The 21,680-nt window shown below is 70.9% G+C and carries 18 protein-coding genes; 3 read left to right on the top strand and 15 right to left on the bottom strand.

Annotated features, from left to right (window positions below; all coding sequences use genetic code 11):
• Window positions 1–14: 14 nt before the first annotated feature.
• The 6 genes from AB0L34_RS24040 to AB0L34_RS24015 are packed head-to-tail and all read right to left on the bottom strand — an operon-like array spanning window position 15 to window position 8,425.
• Window positions 15–1,496, bottom strand: a complete 1,482-nt coding sequence (locus AB0L34_RS24040; RefSeq protein WP_363706745.1) for an ABC transporter substrate-binding protein — start codon at window positions 1,494–1,496, stop codon at window positions 15–17.
• Between the two features lie 56 nt (window positions 1,497–1,552).
• The gene (locus tag AB0L34_RS24035; RefSeq protein ID WP_363706743.1) at window positions 1,553–2,452 is read right to left on the bottom strand and encodes an ATP-binding cassette domain-containing protein; all 900 of its coding nucleotides are present in this window, start codon (window positions 2,450–2,452) and stop codon (window positions 1,553–1,555) included.
• Window positions 2,449–4,233 carry a dipeptide/oligopeptide/nickel ABC transporter permease/ATP-binding protein gene (locus tag AB0L34_RS24030; RefSeq protein WP_363706741.1) on the bottom strand — a complete coding sequence of 595 codons (1,785 nt, stop codon included), beginning with the start codon at window positions 4,231–4,233 and terminating at the stop codon, window positions 2,449–2,451. The genes AB0L34_RS24035 and AB0L34_RS24030 overlap by 4 nt, the downstream gene beginning before the upstream one ends.
• Complete coding sequence (locus AB0L34_RS24025; protein WP_363706740.1) at window positions 4,220–5,206, bottom strand: ABC transporter permease; 987 nt, start codon at window positions 5,204–5,206, stop codon at window positions 4,220–4,222. Before AB0L34_RS24025 ends, AB0L34_RS24030 begins: the two co-directional genes overlap by 14 nt.
• A 50-nt stretch (window positions 5,207–5,256) precedes the next feature.
• On the bottom strand, window positions 5,257–6,741 hold the full coding sequence (locus AB0L34_RS24020) for an ABC transporter substrate-binding protein (protein WP_363706738.1): 1,485 nt from the start codon (window positions 6,739–6,741) through the stop codon (window positions 5,257–5,259).
• 28 nt (window positions 6,742–6,769) lie between these two features.
• Window positions 6,770–8,425, bottom strand: a complete 1,656-nt coding sequence (locus AB0L34_RS24015; RefSeq protein ID WP_363706736.1) for an ABC transporter family substrate-binding protein — start codon at window positions 8,423–8,425, stop codon at window positions 6,770–6,772.
• A 406-nt stretch (window positions 8,426–8,831) separates the two neighbouring features.
• On the opposite strand from AB0L34_RS24015, the gene AB0L34_RS24010 reads away from it, so the two are divergent.
• On the top strand, window positions 8,832–10,241 hold the full coding sequence (locus tag AB0L34_RS24010; RefSeq protein WP_363706734.1) for a PLP-dependent aminotransferase family protein: 1,410 nt from the start codon (window positions 8,832–8,834) through the stop codon (window positions 10,239–10,241).
• A gap of 81 nt (window positions 10,242–10,322) precedes the next feature.
• Here AB0L34_RS24010 and AB0L34_RS24005 read toward each other — a convergent pair whose 3' ends face one another.
• Window positions 10,323–11,138 carry an alpha/beta hydrolase gene (locus AB0L34_RS24005; RefSeq protein WP_363706746.1) on the bottom strand — a complete coding sequence of 272 codons (816 nt, stop codon included), beginning with the start codon at window positions 11,136–11,138 and terminating at the stop codon, window positions 10,323–10,325.
• 259 nt (window positions 11,139–11,397) lie between these two features.
• Here AB0L34_RS24005 and AB0L34_RS24000 point away from each other — a divergent pair, with 259 nt between their 5' ends.
• Window positions 11,398–12,090, top strand: coding sequence for a TetR/AcrR family transcriptional regulator (locus tag AB0L34_RS24000; protein ID WP_363706732.1), 693 nt, complete (start codon window positions 11,398–11,400; stop codon window positions 12,088–12,090).
• 464 nt (window positions 12,091–12,554) lie between these two features.
• Window positions 12,555–12,878, top strand: a complete 324-nt coding sequence (locus AB0L34_RS23995; protein ID WP_357461833.1) for a hypothetical protein — start codon at window positions 12,555–12,557, stop codon at window positions 12,876–12,878.
• A gap of 113 nt (window positions 12,879–12,991) precedes the next feature.
• Here AB0L34_RS23995 and AB0L34_RS23990 read toward each other — a convergent pair whose 3' ends face one another.
• From AB0L34_RS23990 to AB0L34_RS23955, 8 genes are all read right to left on the bottom strand, one after another.
• Entirely contained in the window at window positions 12,992–13,411 is a 420-nt protein-coding gene (locus tag AB0L34_RS23990; protein WP_363706730.1) for an MmcQ/YjbR family DNA-binding protein, read from the bottom strand.
• Between the two features lie 97 nt (window positions 13,412–13,508).
• Window positions 13,509–14,174: an SMI1/KNR4 family protein gene (locus AB0L34_RS23985; RefSeq protein WP_363706728.1), complete on the bottom strand. Its 666-nt coding sequence runs from the start codon at window positions 14,172–14,174 to the stop codon at window positions 13,509–13,511.
• An 84-nt stretch (window positions 14,175–14,258) separates the two neighbouring features.
• On the bottom strand, window positions 14,259–15,188 hold the full coding sequence (locus tag AB0L34_RS23980; RefSeq protein WP_363706726.1) for an ROK family protein: 930 nt from the start codon (window positions 15,186–15,188) through the stop codon (window positions 14,259–14,261).
• 37 nt (window positions 15,189–15,225) lie between these two features.
• The gene (locus tag AB0L34_RS23975; RefSeq protein WP_357461829.1) at window positions 15,226–16,683 is read right to left on the bottom strand and encodes a lyase family protein; all 1,458 of its coding nucleotides are present in this window, start codon (window positions 16,681–16,683) and stop codon (window positions 15,226–15,228) included.
• A 64-nt stretch (window positions 16,684–16,747) separates the two neighbouring features.
• Window positions 16,748–17,701, bottom strand: coding sequence for an amidohydrolase family protein (locus tag AB0L34_RS23970; RefSeq protein ID WP_363706724.1), 954 nt, complete (start codon window positions 17,699–17,701; stop codon window positions 16,748–16,750).
• Complete coding sequence (locus tag AB0L34_RS23965) at window positions 17,698–18,636, bottom strand: creatininase family protein (RefSeq protein ID WP_363706722.1); 939 nt, start codon at window positions 18,634–18,636, stop codon at window positions 17,698–17,700. The genes AB0L34_RS23970 and AB0L34_RS23965 overlap by 4 nt, the downstream gene beginning before the upstream one ends.
• Window positions 18,633–20,426: an iron ABC transporter permease gene (locus tag AB0L34_RS23960; RefSeq protein ID WP_363706720.1), complete on the bottom strand. Its 1,794-nt coding sequence runs from the start codon at window positions 20,424–20,426 to the stop codon at window positions 18,633–18,635. Before AB0L34_RS23960 ends, AB0L34_RS23965 begins: the two co-directional genes overlap by 4 nt.
• Window positions 20,423–21,496, bottom strand: a complete 1,074-nt coding sequence (locus AB0L34_RS23955; protein ID WP_363706718.1) for an ABC transporter ATP-binding protein — start codon at window positions 21,494–21,496, stop codon at window positions 20,423–20,425. Before AB0L34_RS23955 ends, AB0L34_RS23960 begins: the two co-directional genes overlap by 4 nt.
• Between the last annotated feature and the right edge of the window lie 184 nt (window positions 21,497–21,680).

The following is a 21,680-nucleotide window of genomic DNA, read 5'->3' as shown; positions in this document are numbered from 1 at the left end:
CCTCGTTCCGACGGTCAGGAGACCGGCCTGATGCGTCCCCAGTGCCACCAGGGTACGGAGAACCCGATCTGGTCGGCCCAGCCGAAGAACTTCTCGCTACGCGGGTAGTAGGTGCCGTACCAGAACAGCGGCACCCACTCGGTGTCCCTGGCCCACACCGCCTGCAGGCGCCGGTAGTGCTCGCGGCGCTCGTTCCTCGTCGCGGCGGTCCGCGCGGCGGCGTAGGCGTCGTCCACGTCGGCATTCCGGTGCAGGCCCATGTTGTTCCGCCCGCCGGAGGAGTACTTGGTCGCCGTGATCTCCGGATCCGGCGCCATCGACCCGCCGACGATGATCAGGTCGAAGTCGTGTTGCCTGCGTACCTGGCGGGACCAGTCCACCGACGACAGGCCGGCGAAGGTCACCTCGAACCCGACCTCGCCCAACTGGCGCGCAACCAGCTCGGCCAGTGGCCTGTGGCCGTGGAACATGTCCATGTAGAACATCGACAGCCGGGCCCGCACTCCCGACCGGTCCGCGGTGACACCGGCATCGTCGAGCAGGGCGCGTGCCCGTTCCGGGTCGTGACCGGGCGCCTTGGCGTCCGGGTTGAAGGCCCACGAGGATCCGAGCAGGTAGTGGTCCCATGCCTGGGAGACCCCCGGATCGCCCAGGTCGGCGATCTCCTCCCGGTTCACCGCGTACGCGATCGCCTCACGCACCCGCCGGTCCTGCCACAACTCGCGGCCGTGATTGAAGTCCAGCAGCGCCATGCCCGGACCCTCCCGCTTGAGGATCTCGACCCCCGGCACCCCTTCCACCAGGCCCAACCGGTCGCGGGTGAGGGTGTCCTGGGGAACGATGTGGGCCTCACCGCGGGCGACCATCCGGACGCACTCGTCCCGGTCCGGCACGATCTTCAGGATCAGCCGGTCGATCTGCGGTCGCGGACCCCAGTGGTTCTTCACCGCCTCCATGATGATGTGCTCGCCGGGGACCCATTCCGCGAGGCGGAACGGGCCGGAGCCGACCGGCTTCAGGTTGTGCGGGTTCGTCGCCCAGTCCGTTCCCTCGTACAGGTGCCGGGGCAGGATGTGCGCGAAGATGAAATTGCCGAGCAGGACGAGGAACCCGGCGTTCGGAGTGTGCAGGTGGTAGTCGACGGTGTGGTCGTTGACCGCGACGATGGTCTCCACATCCGTCAGGAACATCGCGCCCTGATAGCCCATCTCCTTGGCGTGCAGATGGGTGTAGACGACGTCGTGCGCGGTCAGCGGCGTGCCGTCCTGCCAGCGGGCCGCCTGGTTGAGGTGGAAGCGCCACCGGCGCGACCCGTCCAACTGTTCCCAGTGCGTGGCCAGGTCGGGAAACGGGTTGGTCTCGTACCATTCGTTCAGCACGACCCGGTTGTAGATGTTGTTGCAGGCCAGATAGCCGGCGCTACCCGTCACGTTCCGGTACACGTCGTTGAACTCCACCGCATCATGCGGCGTCGCCACGACGAAATCGACAGACATAGGCGCGTCTCTCCGTTTCTGTGCAGTTCGACAAGTAGCTGGCCATTCGGCGGTCGCTAGTGACGGTCGCCGTGCGGGCAGGGCGGCAGCCCGTCGGATTCCGTCGGCCACCGGCGTTGCAGCATTCGGGGCTTGGCTCGTTCGATCCGCGGGTCGGGCACCGGCACGGCCGCGAGGAGTTCCCGGGTGTACGGGTGCCTCGGCTCGCCGATCACCTGCTCGGTCGCGCCCAGCTCGACCATCTGCCCGCCATACATCACGCCGACCCGCTGGGAGATCTCCGCGACGACGGCAAGGTCGTGCGCCACGAAGAGGTAGGAGACCCGCCGCTCCCGCTGCAACTCCTTCAGCAGGCCCAGGATCGCCGCCTGGACCGAGACGTCGAGTGCGGAGACCGGCTCGTCCAGCACGATCAGCTTCGGATTCAGGGCCAGCGCGCGGGCGATCGCGATGCGTTGGCGCTGACCACCGGAGAACTCGTGCGGAAACTTCCGCAGGCTCGCCGCCGGCAGCCGCACCTGATCAAGGAGGGCCAGCGCCTGCCGGCTGGTCGCCGGCAGGCCATGGATCTGCGCCGGCTCGGCGAGGATGTCCGCCACCGTCATCCGCGGATCCAACGACGTGTACGGGTCCTGGAACACGACCGACAGCTCGCGCTGCAGCGCGCGGGCGCTCGCGCCCCTGAGCTGGGAAGCGTCCTCGCCGAGGAACAGCACCCGACCCGCGGTCGGCCGCTGTAGTCCGAGGATGGTTCGGAGCAGCGTGGTCTTACCCGAGCCCGACTCGCCGACGATGCCGAGGGTCTCCGCCGGGCCGACCGAGAATGACACCGAGCAGAGGGCGTGCACGGTGGACCGTCCGCTGCGACGGGCGGCGCGCGGCGCACGGAAGTGCTTCACCAACTCCATGACCCGCAACAGCTCGGCGGCCTCGCCGGGGCGTGTCTCCGCACTCATTTCCCCTCCACCGCCTTGCCTGTGAGCCGGGGGGCCAGCGACAGCAACTTCCGCGTGTAGTCCGATCGAGGGTCGTCGAATATGTCGAAGACGTCCCGTTCTTCGACGATCTCGCCCTGGTACATGACGGCGACGCGATCGGCGATACCGGCGACGAGGGCCAGATCGTGGGTGATGAAGAGCATGGCCGCACCGGTACGCTCCCGAGCCACCGCGAGGGTGGCCATCACCTGGGCCTGCACCGTGACGTCCAGGGCGGTGGTTGGCTCGTCGGCGATGATGAGATCCGGGTCGTGCACCATCGCCAGGGCGATGGCGATCCGCTGGCGCATGCCGCCGGAGAGCTGATGGGGATGCTGGTCGAGGCGGGCCTCCGCATCCTTGATGGCCACGCTCTCCATGAGTTCGACCGCCCGCCGCCGGGCCTCGTCGCGGCTGACGGCGCCGGCCAGCTTCATCGAGTCCTCGAACTGGGCGCCGATGGTGAGCACCGGGTTGAGGGTGGTGGACGGATCCTGCAGGATCATCGCTATCCTCCGCCCCCGGTACGTCCGCCACTGCTCGAAGCTCAGGCCGGTGAGTTCGTCGCCGCCGAAGACGACCGACCCGGTGCCCGTCGCGTTGCTGGGCAGCAGCCCCACCAGCGACAGTCCGGTCAATGACTTTCCCGACCCCGACTCGCCGACGAGGGCGACCACCTCGCCCGGCCGGATCTCCAGGCTGATCGAGTCCACCGCCACCTGCGCACCGAACCGCACGGACAGGTCGGTCACCTTCAGCAGTGCCTCCCCCGCCCCCGCCACCTCCCGCACGGGCAGCTCCCGGCGGCGGCGACGGCCGACGGTCGAGCGAGTCTTCGCCAGGGGGTTGGTGGGCGAGGACTTGGGGTTGAAGGCGTCCCGCAGCCCCTCCCCGACGTAGTTGACCGCCAGCACGATGGTGATGATCAGGAAGCCCGGGAAGTAGAACAGCCACGGCCGGGTCAGCACCGCCGATTGCGCGTTTGCCACCAGTAGGCCCAGCGAGGTGTCCGGTGGCTGCACCCCGAACCCGAGGAAGGACAGGCTGCTCTCGGCGAGAATCGCCACGCCGAACATCAGCGTGCCGGCCACCACGATGTGGTCCGAAACGTTGGGCACGAGGTGCCGGAACATGATCCGGGCCGGGCTCGCCCCCATCACCCGCGCCGCGTCCACGAATGCCTGCTCGCGCAGACTCAGCACCACGCCGCGGACCAGGCGGGCGACCGAGGTCCACATGAGCGCCCCGAGGACCAGCGCGAGGCCGAGCCAGGAGACTCCCCGGCCGGCGACCAGCGATCCCAGGAACGCGGCCAGGGCGAGGGTGGGCAGCGTGAGCACGAGATCGACGGCGCGCATCACGGTGGCGTCGACGAGGCTGCCGAAGTATCCGGCCGTCACGCCCAGGACCACGCCGATGATGCAGGCGACGATGGTGACCGAGAAGGCGATCAGGAGCGACTGCTGCATGCCGCGGAGCACCAGCGCGAACAGGTCACGGCCCAGGGTGTCCGTACCCATCGGGTGTTGTGGTGACGGTGCCTGCGACAGCTCGGACGTGATGTCGGTGTAGTTGTACGGCCAGAGCGGCGGGACGACGACGGCCGCGAGGATGACGATGACGAGTACGCCCAGGGCGACCATGCCCACCCTGTGCCGGAGAAACCGGCGGGCGGTGACGGCCAGCCTCGACGTCCCGGGTTCACGCTCCGGCGTGCCGGGTTCGATCGCCAGATCTTTGGTCAGCTCAGGATTTGGCATAACGCACCCGCGGATCCACGAGGCCGTACAGGATGTCGGCGAGAAGGTTGAAGACGACCACGGCGGTCGCGGCGATGAGCAACCACGCGAGTACGGCGTTCGTGTCGCGCAGCGCGATCGACTCGAGCAGGAACCCGCCCATGCCGCGCCACTGGAAGACCGTCTCGGTGATCACCGCGCCGGAGAAGACGACCGGAAGGTCCAGCGCGACGATGGTCACGATCGGGATGAGCGCGGGGCGGACCACGTACGACCTGACGATGCGCCGGCGGGACAGCCCCTTGAGCACGGCGAACCGGACGTGGTCCCCGGCCAGTCCCTCGGCCACCGCCGCGCGTTGGTAGCGGCTCCAGGTCGCGAAGTGCACCAGGGCCAGCACGATCGTCGGCAGGACCAGGTGCCCGGCGATATCCCCGGCCAGGGGAAGTATGCCCTCGGGTCGGGGCACCGACGCCTCCCCCACCGTGTAGAAGATCTGGTAGCCGGTCAGGTCGTTCAGCCCGATCCCCCACTGCTTCAACAGCACTGCCAGCCAGAACGACGGCAGCGCGAGGAGCACGAACGCGGCCGGGGTCATCAACAGGTCCGGCCAGCGACGCTGGTGAAGCGCGGACACCGTGCCGGCGATCAGGGAAAGCACGAGCGCCAGCACGATGGCCAACACGACCAGGCGCAGGGTGACCCCGACCCGGGTGCCCAGCTCGGCCCCGATGTCGCGGGTGGCGATCGTCGACGGACCGAAGTCGCCGGTGAGCACCCCGCCGAGCCAGGTCAGGTAGCGCAGCGGTAGCGGCCGGTTCAGTCCCAACCGCGCCTCCTCGGCGGCGATCACCGACTCCGGGACCGGCGGTTGCCGGTCCCGGAGCTCGGCCAGCGGATCTCCCGAGACCGAGATCACTGTGAAGATCACGATGGAAGCGAGCAGCAAGACCAGGACGGCGCTTGCCAGCCGTCGAAGGATCAACCGAACCATGTCTCCGCGCCTCCTTTCCTCGGGAAGATCTGCCTGTGGTTACCGCGGGTTCAGACCGCGCGGATGCGGCCCCAGTGCCACCAGGGCACGGAGTAGCCGAGTTGGTCGGACCAGCCGTAGAACTTGCTGCTGCGGGCGAAGTACGTGCCGTACCAGAACAGCGGCACCCACTCGGTGTCCCTGGCCCAGATCTCCTGCAGGCGCCGGTAGTGCGCGCCGCGTTCGGCCAGGCTGCCCGCCGTGCGTGCGGCGAGGTAGGCGGCATCGACGTCAGGGTTGTGGTGCTGGGCCATGTTGCCCTGGCCGCCGCTGGTGTACTTCGGGGCGGTGATCTCCGGGTCGGGCGCCATCGATCCGCCGACGATGATCAGGTCGAAGTCGTGGGCGCCGGTGACCCGGCGCGCCCAGTCCACGGACGAGAGTCCCTCGAAGGTGACGTCGAGGCCGATCGCGCCCAGCTGACGCGTGATCATCTCCGCCAGTGGTTTGTGCCCGTGGAAGCTGTCCATGTAGAACATCGAGAGCCGGGCCCGTACGCCGGAGGCGTCGGCCGTCACGCCGGCCTCGTCCAGCAACGCGCGCGCCCGTTCCACGTCATGGCCCGGCGCCTTGGCATCCGGGTTGAACGCCCACTCCACCGAACCCAGCAGGTAGTGGTCCCACGCCTGCGAAACTCCCGGGTCGCCGAGTTCGGCGATCTCCTTCCGGTCCACGGCGAGGGCGACCGCCTCCCGGACCCGCTGGTCCCGCCAGAACTCCCGGCCGTGGTTGAAGTCCAGCAGCGCCATTCCCGGCCCCGGATCACGCAGCAGCTCGATGTCCGCCGTGGCGCCGTCGAGCAGGTGCAGCCGATCCTTGGTCAGGGTGTCCTGGGGGAAGAAGTGAGCCTCACCGCGGGCCACCATCCGGACACACTCGTCCCGGTCCGGGACGATCTTCAGGATCAGTCGGTCGATCTCCGGCTGCGGCCCCCAGTGGTTCTTCACCGCCTCCATGACGACGTGCTCGCCCGGTATCCATTCCGCCAGCCGGAACGGGCCGGAGCCGACCGGCTTCAGGTTGTGCGGGTTCGTCGCCCAGTCCGTTCCCTCGTACAGGTGCCGGGGCAGGATGTGGGTGAAGATGAAGTTCCCCAGCAGGACGAGGAATCCGGCGTTGGGCGTGTGCAGGTGGTAGTCGACGGTGTGGTCGTCGACCGCGACGATCGTCTCCACGTCCTTCAGGAACCGGCCGCCGGTGTATCCCATCTTCATCGCGTGCAGGTGGGTGTAGACGACGTCGTGCGCGGTCAGCGGGGTGCCGTCCTGCCAGCGTGCCGCCTGGTTGAGGTGGAAGCGCCACCGGCGCGACCCGTCCAGCTGCTCCCAGTGCGTGGCCAGGTCCGGGAACGGGTTGATCTCGAACCACTCGTTGAGAACCACCCGGTTGTAGATGTTGTTGCAGGCGATGTATCCGGCACTCGCGGTGGTGTTGCGGTAGACGTCGTTGAATTCCACCGCGTCATGCGGGGTGGCCACCACAAAGTCGATGGTCATCTGAATCCTTTCTCGAATGATCGCGCGACTACTTGCGCAGACCCCACTGCTCGACATTCATGGTGGTTCCGTACTTGCTGGGGTTGATGAAGATGTTGGCGAACTTGTTCGGGTGGACGGCCATCTGCGGGCTGGCGAACAGCGGCAGCACCACGCCGTCGGACATCAGGGTCCGGTCGAGTTCGTTCATCAGCTCGACCTGCTTGCGCGGATCGAGTTCGGTGGCGGCCGCCGCCAGGATCCGGTCCGCCTCGGCGGACGAGTAGCCGAACGAGCGGGCCGCCCCGGTGCCGTACCACTGCTGCAGGGACAGCGGACCCAGGTCGAGCGCCGTTCCGGTGGCCATGAGGTCGAAGCTGCCCGTACGCAGCGCCGGCGAGTAGCGCGAGCCGTCGGCCGCGTCGATGGCCACGGTGATGCCCAGTTGCTTGAGTTGGGACTGGGTGATCTGCGCGAGCTCCATGCGGAGCACGTCGGTGGACAGGGTCAACATCTTCAGATCGCGCAGGGGCTTCCCGTCGGGGAGGATCAGCCTGCCGTCGGTCACGCGATATCCCGCCTTCTCCAGGATGTCGAGCGCGGCCTTGCTGTCGCCCTTGCCGATGTTGAGCTCGTCGATGTTCTCGCGGTAGGCGTCGATGCCACCCACCTTCTGCCCGGGGACGTACGTACTGCTCTTCATGGTCACCAGGTCCGGCGCGTACTGGCCGACCGTGCGCTTACGCATGTCGTCGAGGTCGAGCGCGGTGGCGATCGCCTTGCGCAGGGCCGCGTCGCTCATCACGTCACCGGTGGTCTTCATGCCGAGGTGGAAGTAGGTGAGCGTCGAACCGACCTGAACGGTCATGCCGTTCATGGCCTTCACCTGGTTGACGGTGTCGAGAGTCGGGTTCTGGTAGACCAGATCGATCTCACCGTTCTGCAGCGCCGTGATCTGCGCGCCCTGGCCCGAGATGTAGCGCGTCGTGATGGTGTCCAGGTTCGCCGGATCCCCGTACCACTTGGGGTTCTTGACCATGGTCATCGAGACGCCGTCCTGGTAATCCTTGATCAGGTACGGCCCGCCCGAGAACTTCGGCACGTTCTTGCCGAAGCCTTCGTTGAAGGAGGTCGCCAGGTCCCCGTAGGTCTCGGCCACGTGCGCCGGCAGGATGTAGTTGAACAGGGCCTGCCACATCGCGAACGGTTTCGCGTAGGTCATCGTCACCGTCTTGCCGTCGCTGCTGGTCTCGACAGAGGTGATCAGCGAGTAGCCTTCGGTGAACGCGGCCTTGCACCCGGCGCACTTCTTCGGGTCCTGCACCGCCTGGGTGTACTCGAAGTCCTTGCCGGTGATCGGGGTCCCGTCCGACCAGACGGCCTTCTGCTGGATCTTGTATTCGACCTTCATCGGGCTGGTGCCGACCACCTCGGCGGACTCCAGGAGCGCCTTGTTGAGCACCACGCTGGTGTCGGGGTTGGTCAGGAACGGATGCGGATAGAAGGGCCACTGCTGCTGGCGCTGGCCGGTGGTGTCGCCGGCGGCGGACAGGGGGTTCCAGTCCACCGGAGCGCTGGTAGCGGCCAAGGTCAACGTCCCGCCGGCCGTGACCTCGCTCGCGGCGGTCGGCGTCTGGGACTTGTCATCGTCGATCTTCGTGCAACCTGCGGGCCCGACCAGCGCGGCGAGCGCGACAGCGACCACGAGGCGTCGAGAGGCTTTCACGGGCACACGTCCTCTGGTTCAAGTGATGGGGGTACGCGACGTCGTGTGGCTGGTGTTCGACTCCGGGGGGCGGTTGCCAGGGTGGCTGGACTCCGCGGCCAGAACCCTCAAAGTTCGAGGTCAACTGCCGTAGAAGCTAAGTTCGGCTTATGTTCTGGTCAACATTACAATGTCCATGGACATATCCTGACCGCCTCCTCGAGGGTCGGCCCCGCACCCACGGGCCGGCGCCCCCCGCGGCCCACGCCCGACGGCTACAGTCACCACCCGGCACGCCCACCCCGCCGACCGCGGCGCTTGATGGGGCGTTGACCCTCGGGCGCGTATCGCTATTCGGAGGACACCAACCGTGACACCACCAGCGCCGCTGGATAGCCAGGAATGCATGCGACTCATCCAGTCGCGGCTCACGTTGCGCACGACCAACGCGCTGGCCCGGGCGATCCTCGACCTGATCGCGTCCGGCGACCTGCCGGCCCAGTCGCAACTGCCCACCGTGCGGGACCTGGCGGCCAAACTGGGAATGAGCCGGTCGTCGGTGGCGCAGGCCTGGAAGACGCTCAGCTCCCGGTACGTCATCGAGACCCGGCGCCGCGGCGGCACCTTCGTCCTCGGGCCGCCGCAGCCGCCACGGGCCAGGCGGTTCGACAGCATGGTGCGCACCTCGTCGACGATGCCCATCGATCTGGGAAATCTGCGAAGGGATGACCTGCCCCCTCCGGACCTGGCACCCGCTCTCGCCTACGCGCTGAGCAACCGGGCACTGCACAACACCTTCGCCGACCCGGTCGCCCCCGAGCTGGCGGAGGCGGTCCAGCCATTCTGGCCGTTCGAGACCAACCATTTTCTCGCCACCCACGGGATCATCGACGCCATCGAACTGGCGCTTGCCGCCGTGGTCCGCCCGGGCGATCGGGTCATCATCGAGTCACCCACCCAAGCACGAGTGCTCGACATCCTGGATTCCATCGGCGCCACCACGATCCCCATCGACTACCGACCAGGCGGCCCAGATCTTGATCAACTACGGGTTGCGCTGATCAGCAAACCGACCGCGATGATCTACCAGCCCAGCGGAAACGCGCCGTCCGGGCTGACAGTCAGCGACGCGTGGATCGACGGGGCGGCTTCCCTGCTCCAGAATGAAGCATTTCCCATCTTCGAACTTTCGCAGACCGCCCTCATGCGGTCAGCACAGCGGTCTCTGGCGACCCGCCTCCCGAGCCGTGTCGTGCACATGCAGGCCTACAACTTCTTCTTCGGCGCCGACCTGCGCGTCGCCGTGGTAGGCGGCTCGCCGGAGTACATCGACATGATGTGGCTACGACTCACCTACTCATCACGCTGGGTCAGCCGCGTCCTGCAACTCGCGCTGGCGTTCCAATTGACGGACGCGAATGCGATACGCCACACGAACGACTTCATCGCGGAGTGCAAGCGAAGGCACTCCGAATTCAGCCAGGCCCTCACCAGACGCGGATTCGACCTCGAACCGACCGAGGGACCCCACATCTGGCTGCCGGTTCCCGACGAGCATTCGGTCTGCACCCGACTCAGTCGGCACGGCATCGTCGTTCATCCCGGCAGTTTCTTCCATGCCCACCCAGCCACACAGCATCATGTGCACATCAACGGAACCGCACTGGTCCACGGCATCGACGAAATGGCCCAGACGATAGCCCAGGCCTGCCGGATGCCCACCAAGGCAAGCGAAGACTCCCCCGTTCCTGCCGGACCCGATCCGAGTCGAGACCAGACCTCAACTCCGTGGGTGGCCGCCCGAACGCCGCGATGAGACACCCGCTGCTCTGCGCGAACGCCGGCAGCGCCAGGGTGCCCGCCGCAGTCCGGGCACGCAGCCCGATCGTGGCCAGGATCAGCACCTCGGCAGAAGCTGGCTGACGAAGCCGTCGACGGCCTGCCGCATCTGGGAGAGGCCCGGTTCCTCGATCGGCAGGTGCCCGGCCTCGTCCAACAGCACAAGCTGCGTGCGTGCGGTGATACGTCCGAAGAAGGGAAGGCTCAGTTCCGGTGGGGTCCAGCGGTCGGCTGCCGGGTGGGCCATCAGCACCGGGCAGGCGGTGAACTGCTCTGGCTCCACCGGTGGCGCTGAGGACAGGAAGGTGCGGAGGAACGTCAGCGAGACGCGATTGCCGCCGCCGGCGGGATCCGATGCGACCAGCGCCGTCAACGCGGAATCGTTGCTCATCGCGCCCATGTTCGCCACCCAGCGCATGGGGATGTGCAGCCGGCCCAGCCAGCGCAGGTGGTGCAACATCGGCAGCGCTGTCCTTCCCATGATCGGCAGGCGGGTCATCCGCATCCGGACCGCGACGTCGCGTGGGTCGAGCAGGCAGGTCACGATCAGGCCGGCGACGTTCCCGAGGGCGGCGACCGAGTAGGCCAACATCCCACCCATGCTCGCCCCGAGCAGGAACACCGGTCGCCCGTCGCGCGCCTTCTCGGCCACGACGAGGTCGGCCACGCAGTCGATCCACTCCTGGTAGCCGACCGGTCGCTTGCCGGTCCTGCTCAACCCGTAGCCGATCAGGTCCGGCGCCACCACCTCCATCGGTGTGGTGCGGGTCAGCAGGCGCGCGTAGGGCGCGAGCATGCGTCCGTAACCGCCCGCGCCGTGCAGCAGGATGAGCTTGGCCGGCGCGTCGGGCGCTGCCAGCCGGTCCAGGTGCACGTCCGTGCCGCGCCACCGCCACCACTGCTCCGTCGGGGCGTTGGCTGCGGTGACGCGCAGCTGCGCGGGATAGAACCGCTGGTAGGCGCGCCAGCGCGTGACGTGTTGATAGGTGTCCTGCGCGACCACCCTCGGTCCCTCCCCGCTGACCTCATTCGGCTTCGCCACGCCCACCGCCTCGCAGTAGGCGAGTCTCCGCAGTTCCCGGCTATGGTATGAGGAATTCCTCGCTTTCTGGTACTCGCATTCGGGAGCTCGGTTGCCTTCTCGGCCGTCACCGCATCAGCCCAGGAAAACGCCCCAACAGCAACGCTCCTGGCAGACCCGCCAGCGCATCCTCGACGCCGCGGCTCGCGTTTTCGCCGACTACGGGCACGCCGCGGGCACCACCGACCGCATCGCCGAGGCCGCAAGGCTCTCCGTCGGCTCGGTGTACCAGTACTTCCCGAACAAGGACTCGATCCTGCTCACCCTCGCACTCGCACACGTCGACGAGAGCGCCGCGACCGTGCGAGCGGCCCTCGCCGCCACCGCCACCCCTCCGACGCTGATGCACTGGCTGCCCGCGACCGTCGCCGCGTACGCCGACCTGCACACACGCGACCCACGCCTGCACAAGGTGCTGTTCGAGGAGTCCCCGCGCCCGCCCGAGCTGCTGGCCCGATTCCACCAGGCCGAACGCGACGCCGCCGACACCGTCGAGCAGCTCCTGCGCCAGGACCCCGTCCTCGACCTCCCCGAACCAGCACGCAACGCCCGCATCGTGGTAGCGGTCATCGAGTCCCTGGTTCACCGGTACGTCAGCCAACAAGGCGACATCGACACCCAACAGCTGACCGACGAGATCGTCGACCTCCTGGTCGCCTACCTGCACGCCGCGCAGCATCCCCGTCGGCGTCAGCCCTCTACGGTGGATCGCCCGACAGGCACCCCCACCGACGGTTTGACGTGATCCATCCGGAGCGCGGTGCGCGGCAGCAGCCGAGTTCGAGAGACGGGTTCGACGTTTCGTGACCGGTCCGCCACCGGCCCCGACCACCGGGCCGGCGGCGGACGGGCACGGTGTAGTGTTGACCAGCGTCCGGGACCGCGACGGCCGTACCGAGGTACGGGTGGCCGCGCAGACACCGACCGCCACGACCGCGTTCATGGCGCCCGTGGCGTCGGAGGGCGTGGCGCGCGGACCTCCTCGGCCGGCCCGGCAACCCGCCGAACACCGACGGTGACGGTGACGGCACGGTCCGGCCGCCGATGCCCGCCGGGAAGATCGTCACCGCGCAACTCGACCTGAACTGACCGCGCGAGCCTCCCCGGGCGTCCGCCCGACGCCTGCCACGCTGTGCCGGGGTGGAGGTTTCACCGGCACGGAAAATGGAGAAGGTGGAAGTCGCACCTGCGCCCGAGGGGGGATCACTCGTGTCCGACACCAGCATCGACCGGTCCGACCGCCAGGCCGACCGTCCTGACGAGGTGACCGATCCACTGCTGTGGAAGCTCGCCTTGGACGTGGCCGACGCCCACGAACCGGACGGAAACGGCGGATGCCGCAACCTGCTCTGCGCGGGCCAGGCGTGGCCCTGCCCGGCCTGGAACAACGCCCAGCACGCGCTGCGCGTGGCCCGGGCCGACTCCGCCACGCAGCCGTCGTCGCCCGGCGTCCCGAGGCAGCCGGACCGCACCGACCGGCCGGCCGCAGCCGGGTCGGCGCGACGCCCCCGGCCGACCGCGTCGGCCGCGTAGGGCGCCAACCTCGGGCCGAGCCGGACGTACGCGCCCGGTCGGTGCCGAACGTCTGCGCCGCCGCACCCACCTGCCGGGTGCGGCGGTCGTCGTGACCGGCGTGCTGCCGGGACTCAGGCCGACCCGACCGGCCCGGTGATCCGGGCGGCCAGCTTCTTCGGGGCGAGCAGGCAGTAGCTCTCGGTGAGCAACTCGCCGACCTCGGCCCAGTCGACGCCGTCGTCGAGCACCATGCCCAGCACGTCGGCGCCCCAGTCCGGCTTGAAGAACGGGTGGCCGCCGGCCACCAGCGCGTGGACCTCGTCGAGGGGCGCGCGGAACGTCAGCACGCAGGTCGGCTCGTCGGTCGCGGCGGCCCGGGCGTACGCCATCTGGTGGTCGGGGTCGACGGTGAGCACGTGGGCGAAGGTGCGCTTGCGGATCCGCCAGCGCACCCCCACCCAGGCCGGCTCCTCGTAGCTCTCCGGCAGCTCGCGACAGATCGGCCGCAGCCGGTCGAGGAACTCCGACGGCACGTCTCCAGGGGCGGTCATGCCCGCACCGTAACCGCGCCCACCGACACTTCTGCCGCCCTCGCCGGCCGTCGGTCCGGCTGCGCTGCCAGCGGCGGACGGCGGTCCGCGCGGCCGGTCAGGCGCCGGCGGCGTCGGCCTCGTCGAGCCAGCGCCGGTACCAGCGGGCGAAGCCCAGCGGCGTGCCGTCGGCGTCGCGCAGCGGCCGGAAGCCGGAGCCGTCGGCGGTGTCGTCGGCCCACATCTGACCGCGTGCCGGGCCGCTGACCACCAGCGCCTCGCGCATCGCGCAGCCGAGATGGCACAGGTAGAGCAGCCCGATCGAGTGGTCGGGGGCGTAGACCAGCCTGTCGTGCCGTTCCCAGTAGGCGTCCTCGGCCTCGTTGAACGCCTCGACGGTGTCGTAGTCCTCCTCGTCGGGAGGCTCGGGCAGCCCGTCGGCCGGGTTGAAGGGCTCGGTGTGCGGGAACGGCTGGTGCAGCGTGTCCCGATCGGTGAGGTCGGCTCCGTCACCCTCCCACGCCCAGCGGCCGTCCACCCTGCGCAGCGGGAACAGCCCGTAGGTCGGCCCGGCGCCGCCCCGGCCGGCGGCGAGCAGGAACGAGCGGTACTCCTCGGGCAGCTCGACCCGCAGCTGCCCCTCCAGCTCGGCCATCTCCTCGGCGCGCAGCGGCGGCTCCAGCGTCCACCGGTGCGCGTGGGCGCCGAAGACCTTGTCACCGCCGGGGTGAGCGGCCAGCCGGGCGAGCCGCCCGCGTACGTCTGACCAGTCGGTGTGCGTCACAGCTGGGACCCTATCGACGGGCACCGACAACGACGGGGCGGCCGACCCCCGGTGCGGGAGCCGGCCGCCGGTCGGCACCGGGTGTCACCGGGGTGTCGGGACCGCCTCGCGGGCGAGGATCACCGCGCCGAGCAGCGCGGCGTCGTCGGCGAACCGGGACAGGACCACCTCCGGCGGGTACGGCAGGACCGCGGCGAGCCGCTCCCCCAACAGACCCCGGATCAGTCCGTTGCCGGCCACCCCGCCGACCAGCACCACCCGCTGCGGGTCGAGCAGCAGGCAGCAGGTGACCAGGTGTCGGGCCAGCTCGTCCACCCGGGCGGTCAGCGCGTCCCGGGCCGGGCCGGGATGCTCGGCGGCGGCGGCCAGCGCGGACGCGCCGCCCGACAGCCCGAGCGAGTCCGCGAGCCCGTCCAGCGCCCGGCCGGAGAAGTCCAGCTCCAGCATGGTGCCCGGCCACGGACCGCCGGCCACGGCGTAGCCGATCTCGCCGGCCGCCCCGTGGTGACCGGCCAGCACCGCCCCGCGGACCGTGGCCGCCGCCGCGACGCCCGTGCCGAGGCCGACCACCAGGCCGGGGTCGGCGTCGCGCAGCGCGCCGATCCGCAGCTCGGCCAGGGCGGCGGCGTTCAGGTCGTTGTCGACCGCCACCGCCGGCACCGCCAACCGGTCCCGGACCGCGTCGGCGAGCCGCAGCCGGTCCCAGCCGGGCACGTTCGGGGCCAGGTCGATCCCGTCCGGCCGCACCACGCCGGGCGAGGCGATGCCGGCCGCGACGACCGGCGAGCCGACCTCCCCCACCAGCTTCGCGGCCAGCTCCAGCGCCCGGTCCAGGGCCTGCGGGGCGCCCCGCTCGGCGTACGTCGGGACCCGCTCGCGGGCCAGCAGCCGCCCCTGCCCGTCGGCCACCCCGACCGCCATCTTGGTGCCACCGAAGTCGATGCCGAGCAGCACGCCGGCGTCGCCGGCCGCCTCGGCGGCCTCGGCGGCCCGACCGGCCAACCGCACGCTCACCGTCCCGTCCCCGTGGTCACGACCCCCGCGCCGGCGCTCATCGGCCCGCCCGCTCGGCGGCGACCGCGTCCAACGCCTTGTCGGCGGCGGCCAGCCGGTCCCGGACGGCGGCCAGCCGGCCGGCGACGGTGTCGAAGGTGCCGCGCAGCACCGCCACCTGGGCCCGGACGGCGTCCGCGCCGGGGCCGTCGACCTGGGCGCGGTCGAGCACCAGCTCGGGGCGTACGGCGGCGGCGATCAGGTCGGCGACGGCGGCGTCGGCCAGCCCGTCGGCGATCCCCTCGGCCGCCGCGCGGACGGTCTGCGCGGTCCAGGTGTCCGGGGCGCCGCCGCGCACCAGCCGGCCGACCACGGAATGGGCGGCCCGGAACGGCACCCCGTGCCGGGTCAGCGCGTCCGCGGCGGCGGTGGTGGTGGCGCCGGAGGCGACGATCTCCTCCCGCGACGGCGGCTCGAGCGGCTCGATCTCGGCGAGGAAGCCGCCGAGCAGGGCGAAGAACCGGTCGGTGCGGTCGTTGCTCTCCCAGAGCCGGACCTGCACGTCGGTGGTGGCGTTGTTGGAGTCCTCCCACCAGGCCGCGCCGACGTTGTTGAGCACGGAGGCGGCGTCGGCGGCGGTGGCGCCGGCCATCGAGACGAGGTGTTCCAGCACCACCGGGTTGCGCTTCTGCGGCATGATGCTGCTGCCCTGGGTGAAGTCGCCGGGGGTGGTCACCCAGCGCCAGCTCAGCCAGTCCATCAGGGTGCGGGCCAGCCGGGCGCCGGTCGCGAGGGCCTGGGCGTTGAGGGTGCCGACCCGGACGAGGTGGTCGGCGCCGGCCACCGCCTCGTAGGAGTTGGTGACCAGGCCGCCGAAGCCGAGCAGCTCGGCCACGCGCGCCGGGGCGATGTCCAGGTCGGTGCCGGCGAACGCGCAGGAGCCCAGCGGGGAGGTGTTGAGGGTTTCGATCAGGTCGGCGTACGCGACGGCCTCGCCGGCGAGGGCCTCGGCGTAGCCGGCGAGGGCGTGCCCGATGGTGGTGGGCTGGGCCGGCCGGCGGTGGGTGTAGCCGGTGATGACCACGTCGGCGTACCGGTGCGCCGAGTCCAGGGCGGTCGCGCCGGCGGCCAGGACCCGGTCGAGGACCCCGAGCAACTGGTCGCGCAGCAGCATCCGGAACACCCCGGCGTCGAGGTCGTTGCGGCTGCGGGCCATCTGCACGTCCAGCTCGGACGTGGGGATGCCGCACGCCTGCGCCAGCCGCTTCTCCATCAGGTAGTAGGTGTCCTCGAACGTGCCGTCGAACTCCGGCGCACCGGCGGTGTCGGCGCGCAGTTCGGCCAGCCCGCGCAGCAGCCGGGCGCCCCGCTCGGCGGGGATGAGCCCCTGCTCGGTCAGCATCACCACGTGCGCCTGGCTGGCCCGCACCATGGCCGGGAAGAGGTACCCGACGTGGTGGTCGTAGGTCGGCCGGAGGTGGTGCCGCTGGTAGGTGGTCAGCGCGGGTGTGTTCATGACGGTTCTCTACTTCCTTCCGTGCCGGGCGCGCCGGTCACCCGCCGCGCCCGTCGTCAGCCGGTCAGTGGTCGAGGCCGAGCAGACGCTCGGCGTTCCCGGCGAAGATCGCGCGCAGGTGGTCGTCGGGCAGGCCCAGCTCGCGGCAGATCCGCAGCTGGTCGTCGAGGTAGCGGGTGACGTAGCCGCGCGGGAACCACGACGAGTCGCTGCCGAACACGATCCGGTGCGGGCCGATGGTCTCGTAGCAGCGCCGGAACAGCTCGTCCAGCGTCAGCTTGTACGGCATCCAGCGCACCCACTGGTTCGATCCGGAGGTGTCGACGTGGATGTTGGGGCAGCCCCAGGCGGCGAAGAGCAGGTCCTGCACGTGCTGGACGCCGAAGTGCGGCACCACCACGGCCAGTTCGGGGAAGCGGCGGGCCATCCGGGCCAGCTCGTCGGGGCCGCCGTACCGGCCGTGGGAGAGGCCGCCGGCGCTGCCGTAGTGGCCGATGTGGATCAGGACCGGCACGCCGAGGCGCTGGGCGGTGCCCCACAGCGGGTCGAGGGCCTCGTCGTCGAGCGGGCCGCGCAGCAGCGGGGCGAAGAGCTTCAGCCCGCGCAGGCCGCGTTCGACGACCGCGCGTTCCAGCTCGGCGGCGGCGTCCGGCCCGTACGGGTCGTGGTGGGCGAAGCCGAGCAGCAGGTCGGGGTGGCGGTCCACCACGTCCGCGACGGTGTCGTTGCCGCCGCCGGTGACGAAGACGGCCCGGCGGATGTCGACCGCGCGCAGCTCCTGCGCCCACCGGTCCGCCTCGTCCTCCCACCGCGCCGCGGGGGGCTCGGGGTCGGGGAAGCCCCACGCCTGCCGCCACTGCGCCGCGTACGGGGCGGAGCCGGCGGCGCGGACGGCGCGCTCGTGCTCGCCGCCGGGGTGCATGCCGGCGGCGTGCTCGCACGCCCGGATCGTCTCGTCGGCGCCGATGCGGAAGTGCAGGTGGAAGTCGACGACGTCGAGTCCGCGGTCGACGGTCACGGTGCCTCCTCTGGCTGGGGCCCGCCGGCCGGCGGGGTGCCGGCGGGCGGAACGTCCGTGGGCGGCGGGGCGGCGCCGACCGGCGTGTCGGCGGGCAGCGGGGCGTCGGTGGGCGGGGCGGGAAGCGGGGCGGCCACCCAGGCGGCGACGACCTCCCGCAGCCGCGTCGCGGCCAGCTCCCGGACCCGCCGGCCGGTCTGCTCGCCCGCCAGCGAGACGTGCCCCGACCAGCCCTGCCACGGCTCGGGGCGGGACTCCACCAGCACGTACGGGTGGGTCACCGGCAGCTTCGGCCTCGGCGGCAGGTCGGCGACCGCGTCGAGGCGCACCGCGCCGGGATCGAAGCCGAGCACCCCGTCGGTCTCGTACGCCCCGCCGTGGCCGCGCGCCGGCAGCGGCCCGTACAGCTCGGCGGTCTCGGCCGGGGTCACGAGCTGGAACCAGTTGACCAGCAGCAGGCTGGCCGTGCGCCGCCCGGAGACCCACTCCATGGCGGCCCGGACGGTGGACATGTTGGCGTCGTGCCCGTTGACGATCAGCAGCCGGGGGAACCCGGCCGCCACGATGCCCTCGATCACGTCGGCCAGGTAGCCGACCGCGATCTCCGGCCGGATCGCCACGGTGCCGGGCCACGGCCGGGTCTGGCCGGGGCACGCGGCGTACGGCACGGCGGGGAAGAGCACCCCGCGCGGACCCGCCGCCGTGCCGGGTGCGCCGCCCGGGGTCCCGTCGCCGTCGCCGGGGACCGCGCTCTCGGCGGCGAAGCCCTGGGCGAGGATCAGGTCGGTGCCGAGCGGCAGGTGCGGGCCGTGCCACTCGACCGCGCCGACCGGCAGCACCGCGAAGTCCGCCGCCTCGGCCACCGCCGCCAGTTCCCCGCCGGGGATCCGGGCGGCGGGGACCAGCCCGCCGCCCGCCGGCCAGGCCGCGCTCACGCCGTCCACCGCGCCGCCTCCCGGCTGGAGCGCCGGCCGCCTTCCAGCCGGCCGGAGACCACCATCACCACGAAGATCAGGACCACCTGGAGCATGCCGTACGCGGCGGCGGTGCCGACCTCGAACGAGTACATCCGGTTGTTGATCTCCACGGAGATCGGCGCGGTGTCGGAGGTGTAGATGAGCACCGAGGCGACGAACTCGCCGACGCCGTGTACGAAGGCGAGCAGCGCGCCGGCCACCACGCCGGGCAGCATCAGCCGCAGGGTGACCGTGCCGAACGCCCGCCACCAGGACGCGCCCAGGTTGCGCGCGGCCTCCTCCAGCGACGGGTCGATCTGCGCCAGGGTGGCCGAGCTGGACCGGAACACCAACGGCAGGAACCGCACGAAGTACGCCAGCGGCATGATCCAGAAGGTGCCGATCAGCACCTGCCCGAAGCTGAACGCGTTGCCGGTGCTGAACGCCGAGATCAGGTTGATCGCCACCACCGTGCCGGGCAGCGCCCAGGCCAGCATGACCGCCACGTCCAGCAGGCCCCGGCCGCGGAAGTCCAGCCGCCGCACCGCGTACGCGATGAGCACGCCGACCACGACACAGCCGACGGTCGCGATCAGGCTCATCTGCAGCGAGTTGAGGATCGGCTGGAACGCCTCGGGGTCGGAGAAGATGGTGACGAAGTTCTGCGTGGTGTAGGCCGCCGGGATCACCTCGGTGGTCCAGGAGCCGTCGGCGGAGAACGCCACCAGGGCGATGGTCGCCACGGGGGCGAGCAGCACGGCCGTGGCCAGGATCGACGCGACCAGGGCCAGCCACTTGCCGAACGGGTTGGTGATCTCCCGCCGGTGCGCGGCGACCCCCTTCGACTGGGACCGGTAGCTGCGCCGCCCCTCGTACCAGCGCATGCCGAGCAGGAACAGCACCGACACCACGCCGAGCACCGAGGCGTACGTGGAGGCCATCGGCAGGTCGCCGTTGGTGCGGTTGATGTAGATCTGCATGGTCATGGTCTGGTCCACCCCGAACAGCAGCGGGGCGGTGTACGAGGCCAGCGAGGTCATGAAGACCAGCAGCGAGGCGGAGACCAGCGCCGGGGTGAGCATCGGCAGCAGCACCGTACGCCACACCCGGACCCGGCCGGCCCCCAGGTTGTACGCGGCCTCCTCCACCGAGGGGTCCATCCCGCCGAGCGCGGCGGAGGCGGACAGGTAGAAGTACGGGTACATGGTGAAGGTGTGCACCACCAGCACCCCGGCGATGCCGCTGAACGGCAGCACCGGGTTCTCGGTGCCGAAGAGCTGCTGGAGCCCGCGCGGGAGGATGCCCGTCTCGCTGTAGAGCAGCTGGAACGAGATCGCCCCGATCAGCGGCGGCAGGGCCGCCGGCACCAGGATGATCGCCTCGATCAGCCGGCGACCGGGGAACGAGAACCGCTTGAGCAGGAAGGCCATCGCCACGCCGACGACGCCGCAGAGCAGCACGCTGGCCGCGGAGATGATCAGCGAGGTGACCAGGGACGAGCGGGCCACCCCGTCGCCGGAGAGGAAGGCGCCGTAGTTCTCCACCCCGTCCACCCCGACGCTCTCGGCGAAGGTGGCGAACATCGGCTGCACCACGTACCCGAAGAGGATCAGCGCGAGCGGGAAGACCAGGACGTACGGGAACCAGCGGGAGCCGGTGCCGCCGGCGAACCGGTCGGCGAGCCGGCGGCGCGGCGCGCGCGGCGGCGTCGGCTCGTGGGCGACCGGGGCGACGGTGGCCGGGCTGGGCGTGGCGGGAATGGTGCTCACGGGCGCACCACCCACATCCGCTCGCGGTTCAGCCGAAGCCCGACCTGGTCGCCGGCGGCGATCCCGTCCGGCACGTCGATCGCGGCGACCTGCACCGACTCGCCGGCCACGTCGACCACGAGGTTGGTGGCCATCCCGGTGAACTCCACCTCGGTGACCCGGCCGGGCAGCGCCTCCGCGTCGGTGGCCGAGGTGAGGCCGATGTGCTCGGGGCGGACCGACACCAGCGCGGTGTCGCCCTGGCGCAGGCCGTGCCCGGTCGGGGCGGGGACGGCGATCTCGCCGCCGGCGGGCAGCTTCACCGTGACGGCCCGCTCGGCGGCGCCGGCCACCGGCAGGGAGAGCACGTTGCTGCGGCCGATGAAGCGAGCCACGAAGCTGGTCGCCGGGCGGTGGTAGATCTCCTGCGGGGCGCCGATCTGCTGCACCCGGCCGGACTGCATCACCGCGATCCGGTCCGACATGGCCATCGCCTCGGCCTGGTCGTGGGTGACGTAGATGGAGGTGGTGCCGGCCTCGCGCTGGATGCGGCGGATCTCCACCCGGGTCTCCTCGCGCAGCTTGGCGTCGAGGTTGGACAGCGGCTCGTCGAGCAGCAGGGTGCGCGGCCGGATCACCAGGGCCCGGGCGAGGGCGACGCGCTGCTGCTGGCCGCCGGAGAGCTCGTCGATGCGGCGGTCGCCGTAGCCGGCGAGGTGCACCTGCCCGAGCGCCTCCTCGACCCGGCGCCGCGACTCGGCCCGGCCGACCTTGCGGATCTTGAGCCCGTACGCGACGTTCTGCGCCACGCTCATGTGCGGGAAGAGCGCGTAGTTCTGGAACACCATGCCGGTGTCGCGCTTGTTCGGCGGTCGGCGGGTGACGTCCTCCGCGCCGAACCGGATCCGGCCGGAGGTGGGGAAGTAGAACCCGGCCACCATGCGCAGGGTCGTGGTCTTGCCGCAGCCGCTCGGGCCGAGCAGCGTGAAGAACTCCCCGGCGGCGATGGTGATGTCGACGTCGTCCACGGCCGCGGTGTCGCCGCCGCGCGCGAAGCGCTTGCTCACCGACTCCAGCGTGACATCGATCATGAGGTCCTCTCCTTCGTGCGGTACCGGACCTGTCGGTCGTGGGATGGGGGGGGCGGGAGACGGGAAGGGCACCGTCCTGACGCCTCCGGTGGAGAGGGGCTCCCCTCTCACACCGTGCCGGCGCCCCGGGGGCGGGCGGCGGGGCGCCGGGGACGGGACGGGCCCGCCCCCGGCGCCCGGGCGG

This window comes from Micromonospora sp. NPDC052213, assembly GCF_040679695.1.
Taxonomy (GTDB): Bacteria; Actinomycetota; Actinomycetes; order Mycobacteriales; family Micromonosporaceae; genus Micromonospora.
Note: the sequence above shows the minus strand (reverse complement) of the source record. Positions and strands in the feature narration are given on the sequence as shown.

Coding starts and splice junctions, on each gene's coding strand:
- AB0L34_RS24040 (WP_363706745.1), bottom strand. CDS start 1,496: ATGTCTGTCGATTTCGTCGTGGCGACGCCGCATGATGCGGTGGAGTTC.
- AB0L34_RS24035 (WP_363706743.1), bottom strand. CDS start 2,452: ATGAGTGCGGAGACACGCCCCGGCGAGGCCGCCGAGCTGTTGCGGGTC.
- AB0L34_RS24030 (WP_363706741.1), bottom strand. CDS start 4,233: ATGCCAAATCCTGAGCTGACCAAAGATCTGGCGATCGAACCCGGCACG.
- AB0L34_RS24025 (WP_363706740.1), bottom strand. CDS start 5,206: ATGGTTCGGTTGATCCTTCGACGGCTGGCAAGCGCCGTCCTGGTCTTG.
- AB0L34_RS24020 (WP_363706738.1), bottom strand. CDS start 6,741: ATGACCATCGACTTTGTGGTGGCCACCCCGCATGACGCGGTGGAATTC.
- AB0L34_RS24010 (WP_363706734.1), top strand. CDS start 8,832: ATGCGACTCATCCAGTCGCGGCTCACGTTGCGCACGACCAACGCGCTG.
- AB0L34_RS23990 (WP_363706730.1), bottom strand. CDS start 13,411: ATGACCGCCCCTGGAGACGTGCCGTCGGAGTTCCTCGACCGGCTGCGG.
- AB0L34_RS23975 (WP_357461829.1), bottom strand. CDS start 16,683: ATGAACACACCCGCGCTGACCACCTACCAGCGGCACCACCTCCGGCCG.
- AB0L34_RS23955 (WP_363706718.1), bottom strand. CDS start 21,496: ATGATCGATGTCACGCTGGAGTCGGTGAGCAAGCGCTTCGCGCGCGGC.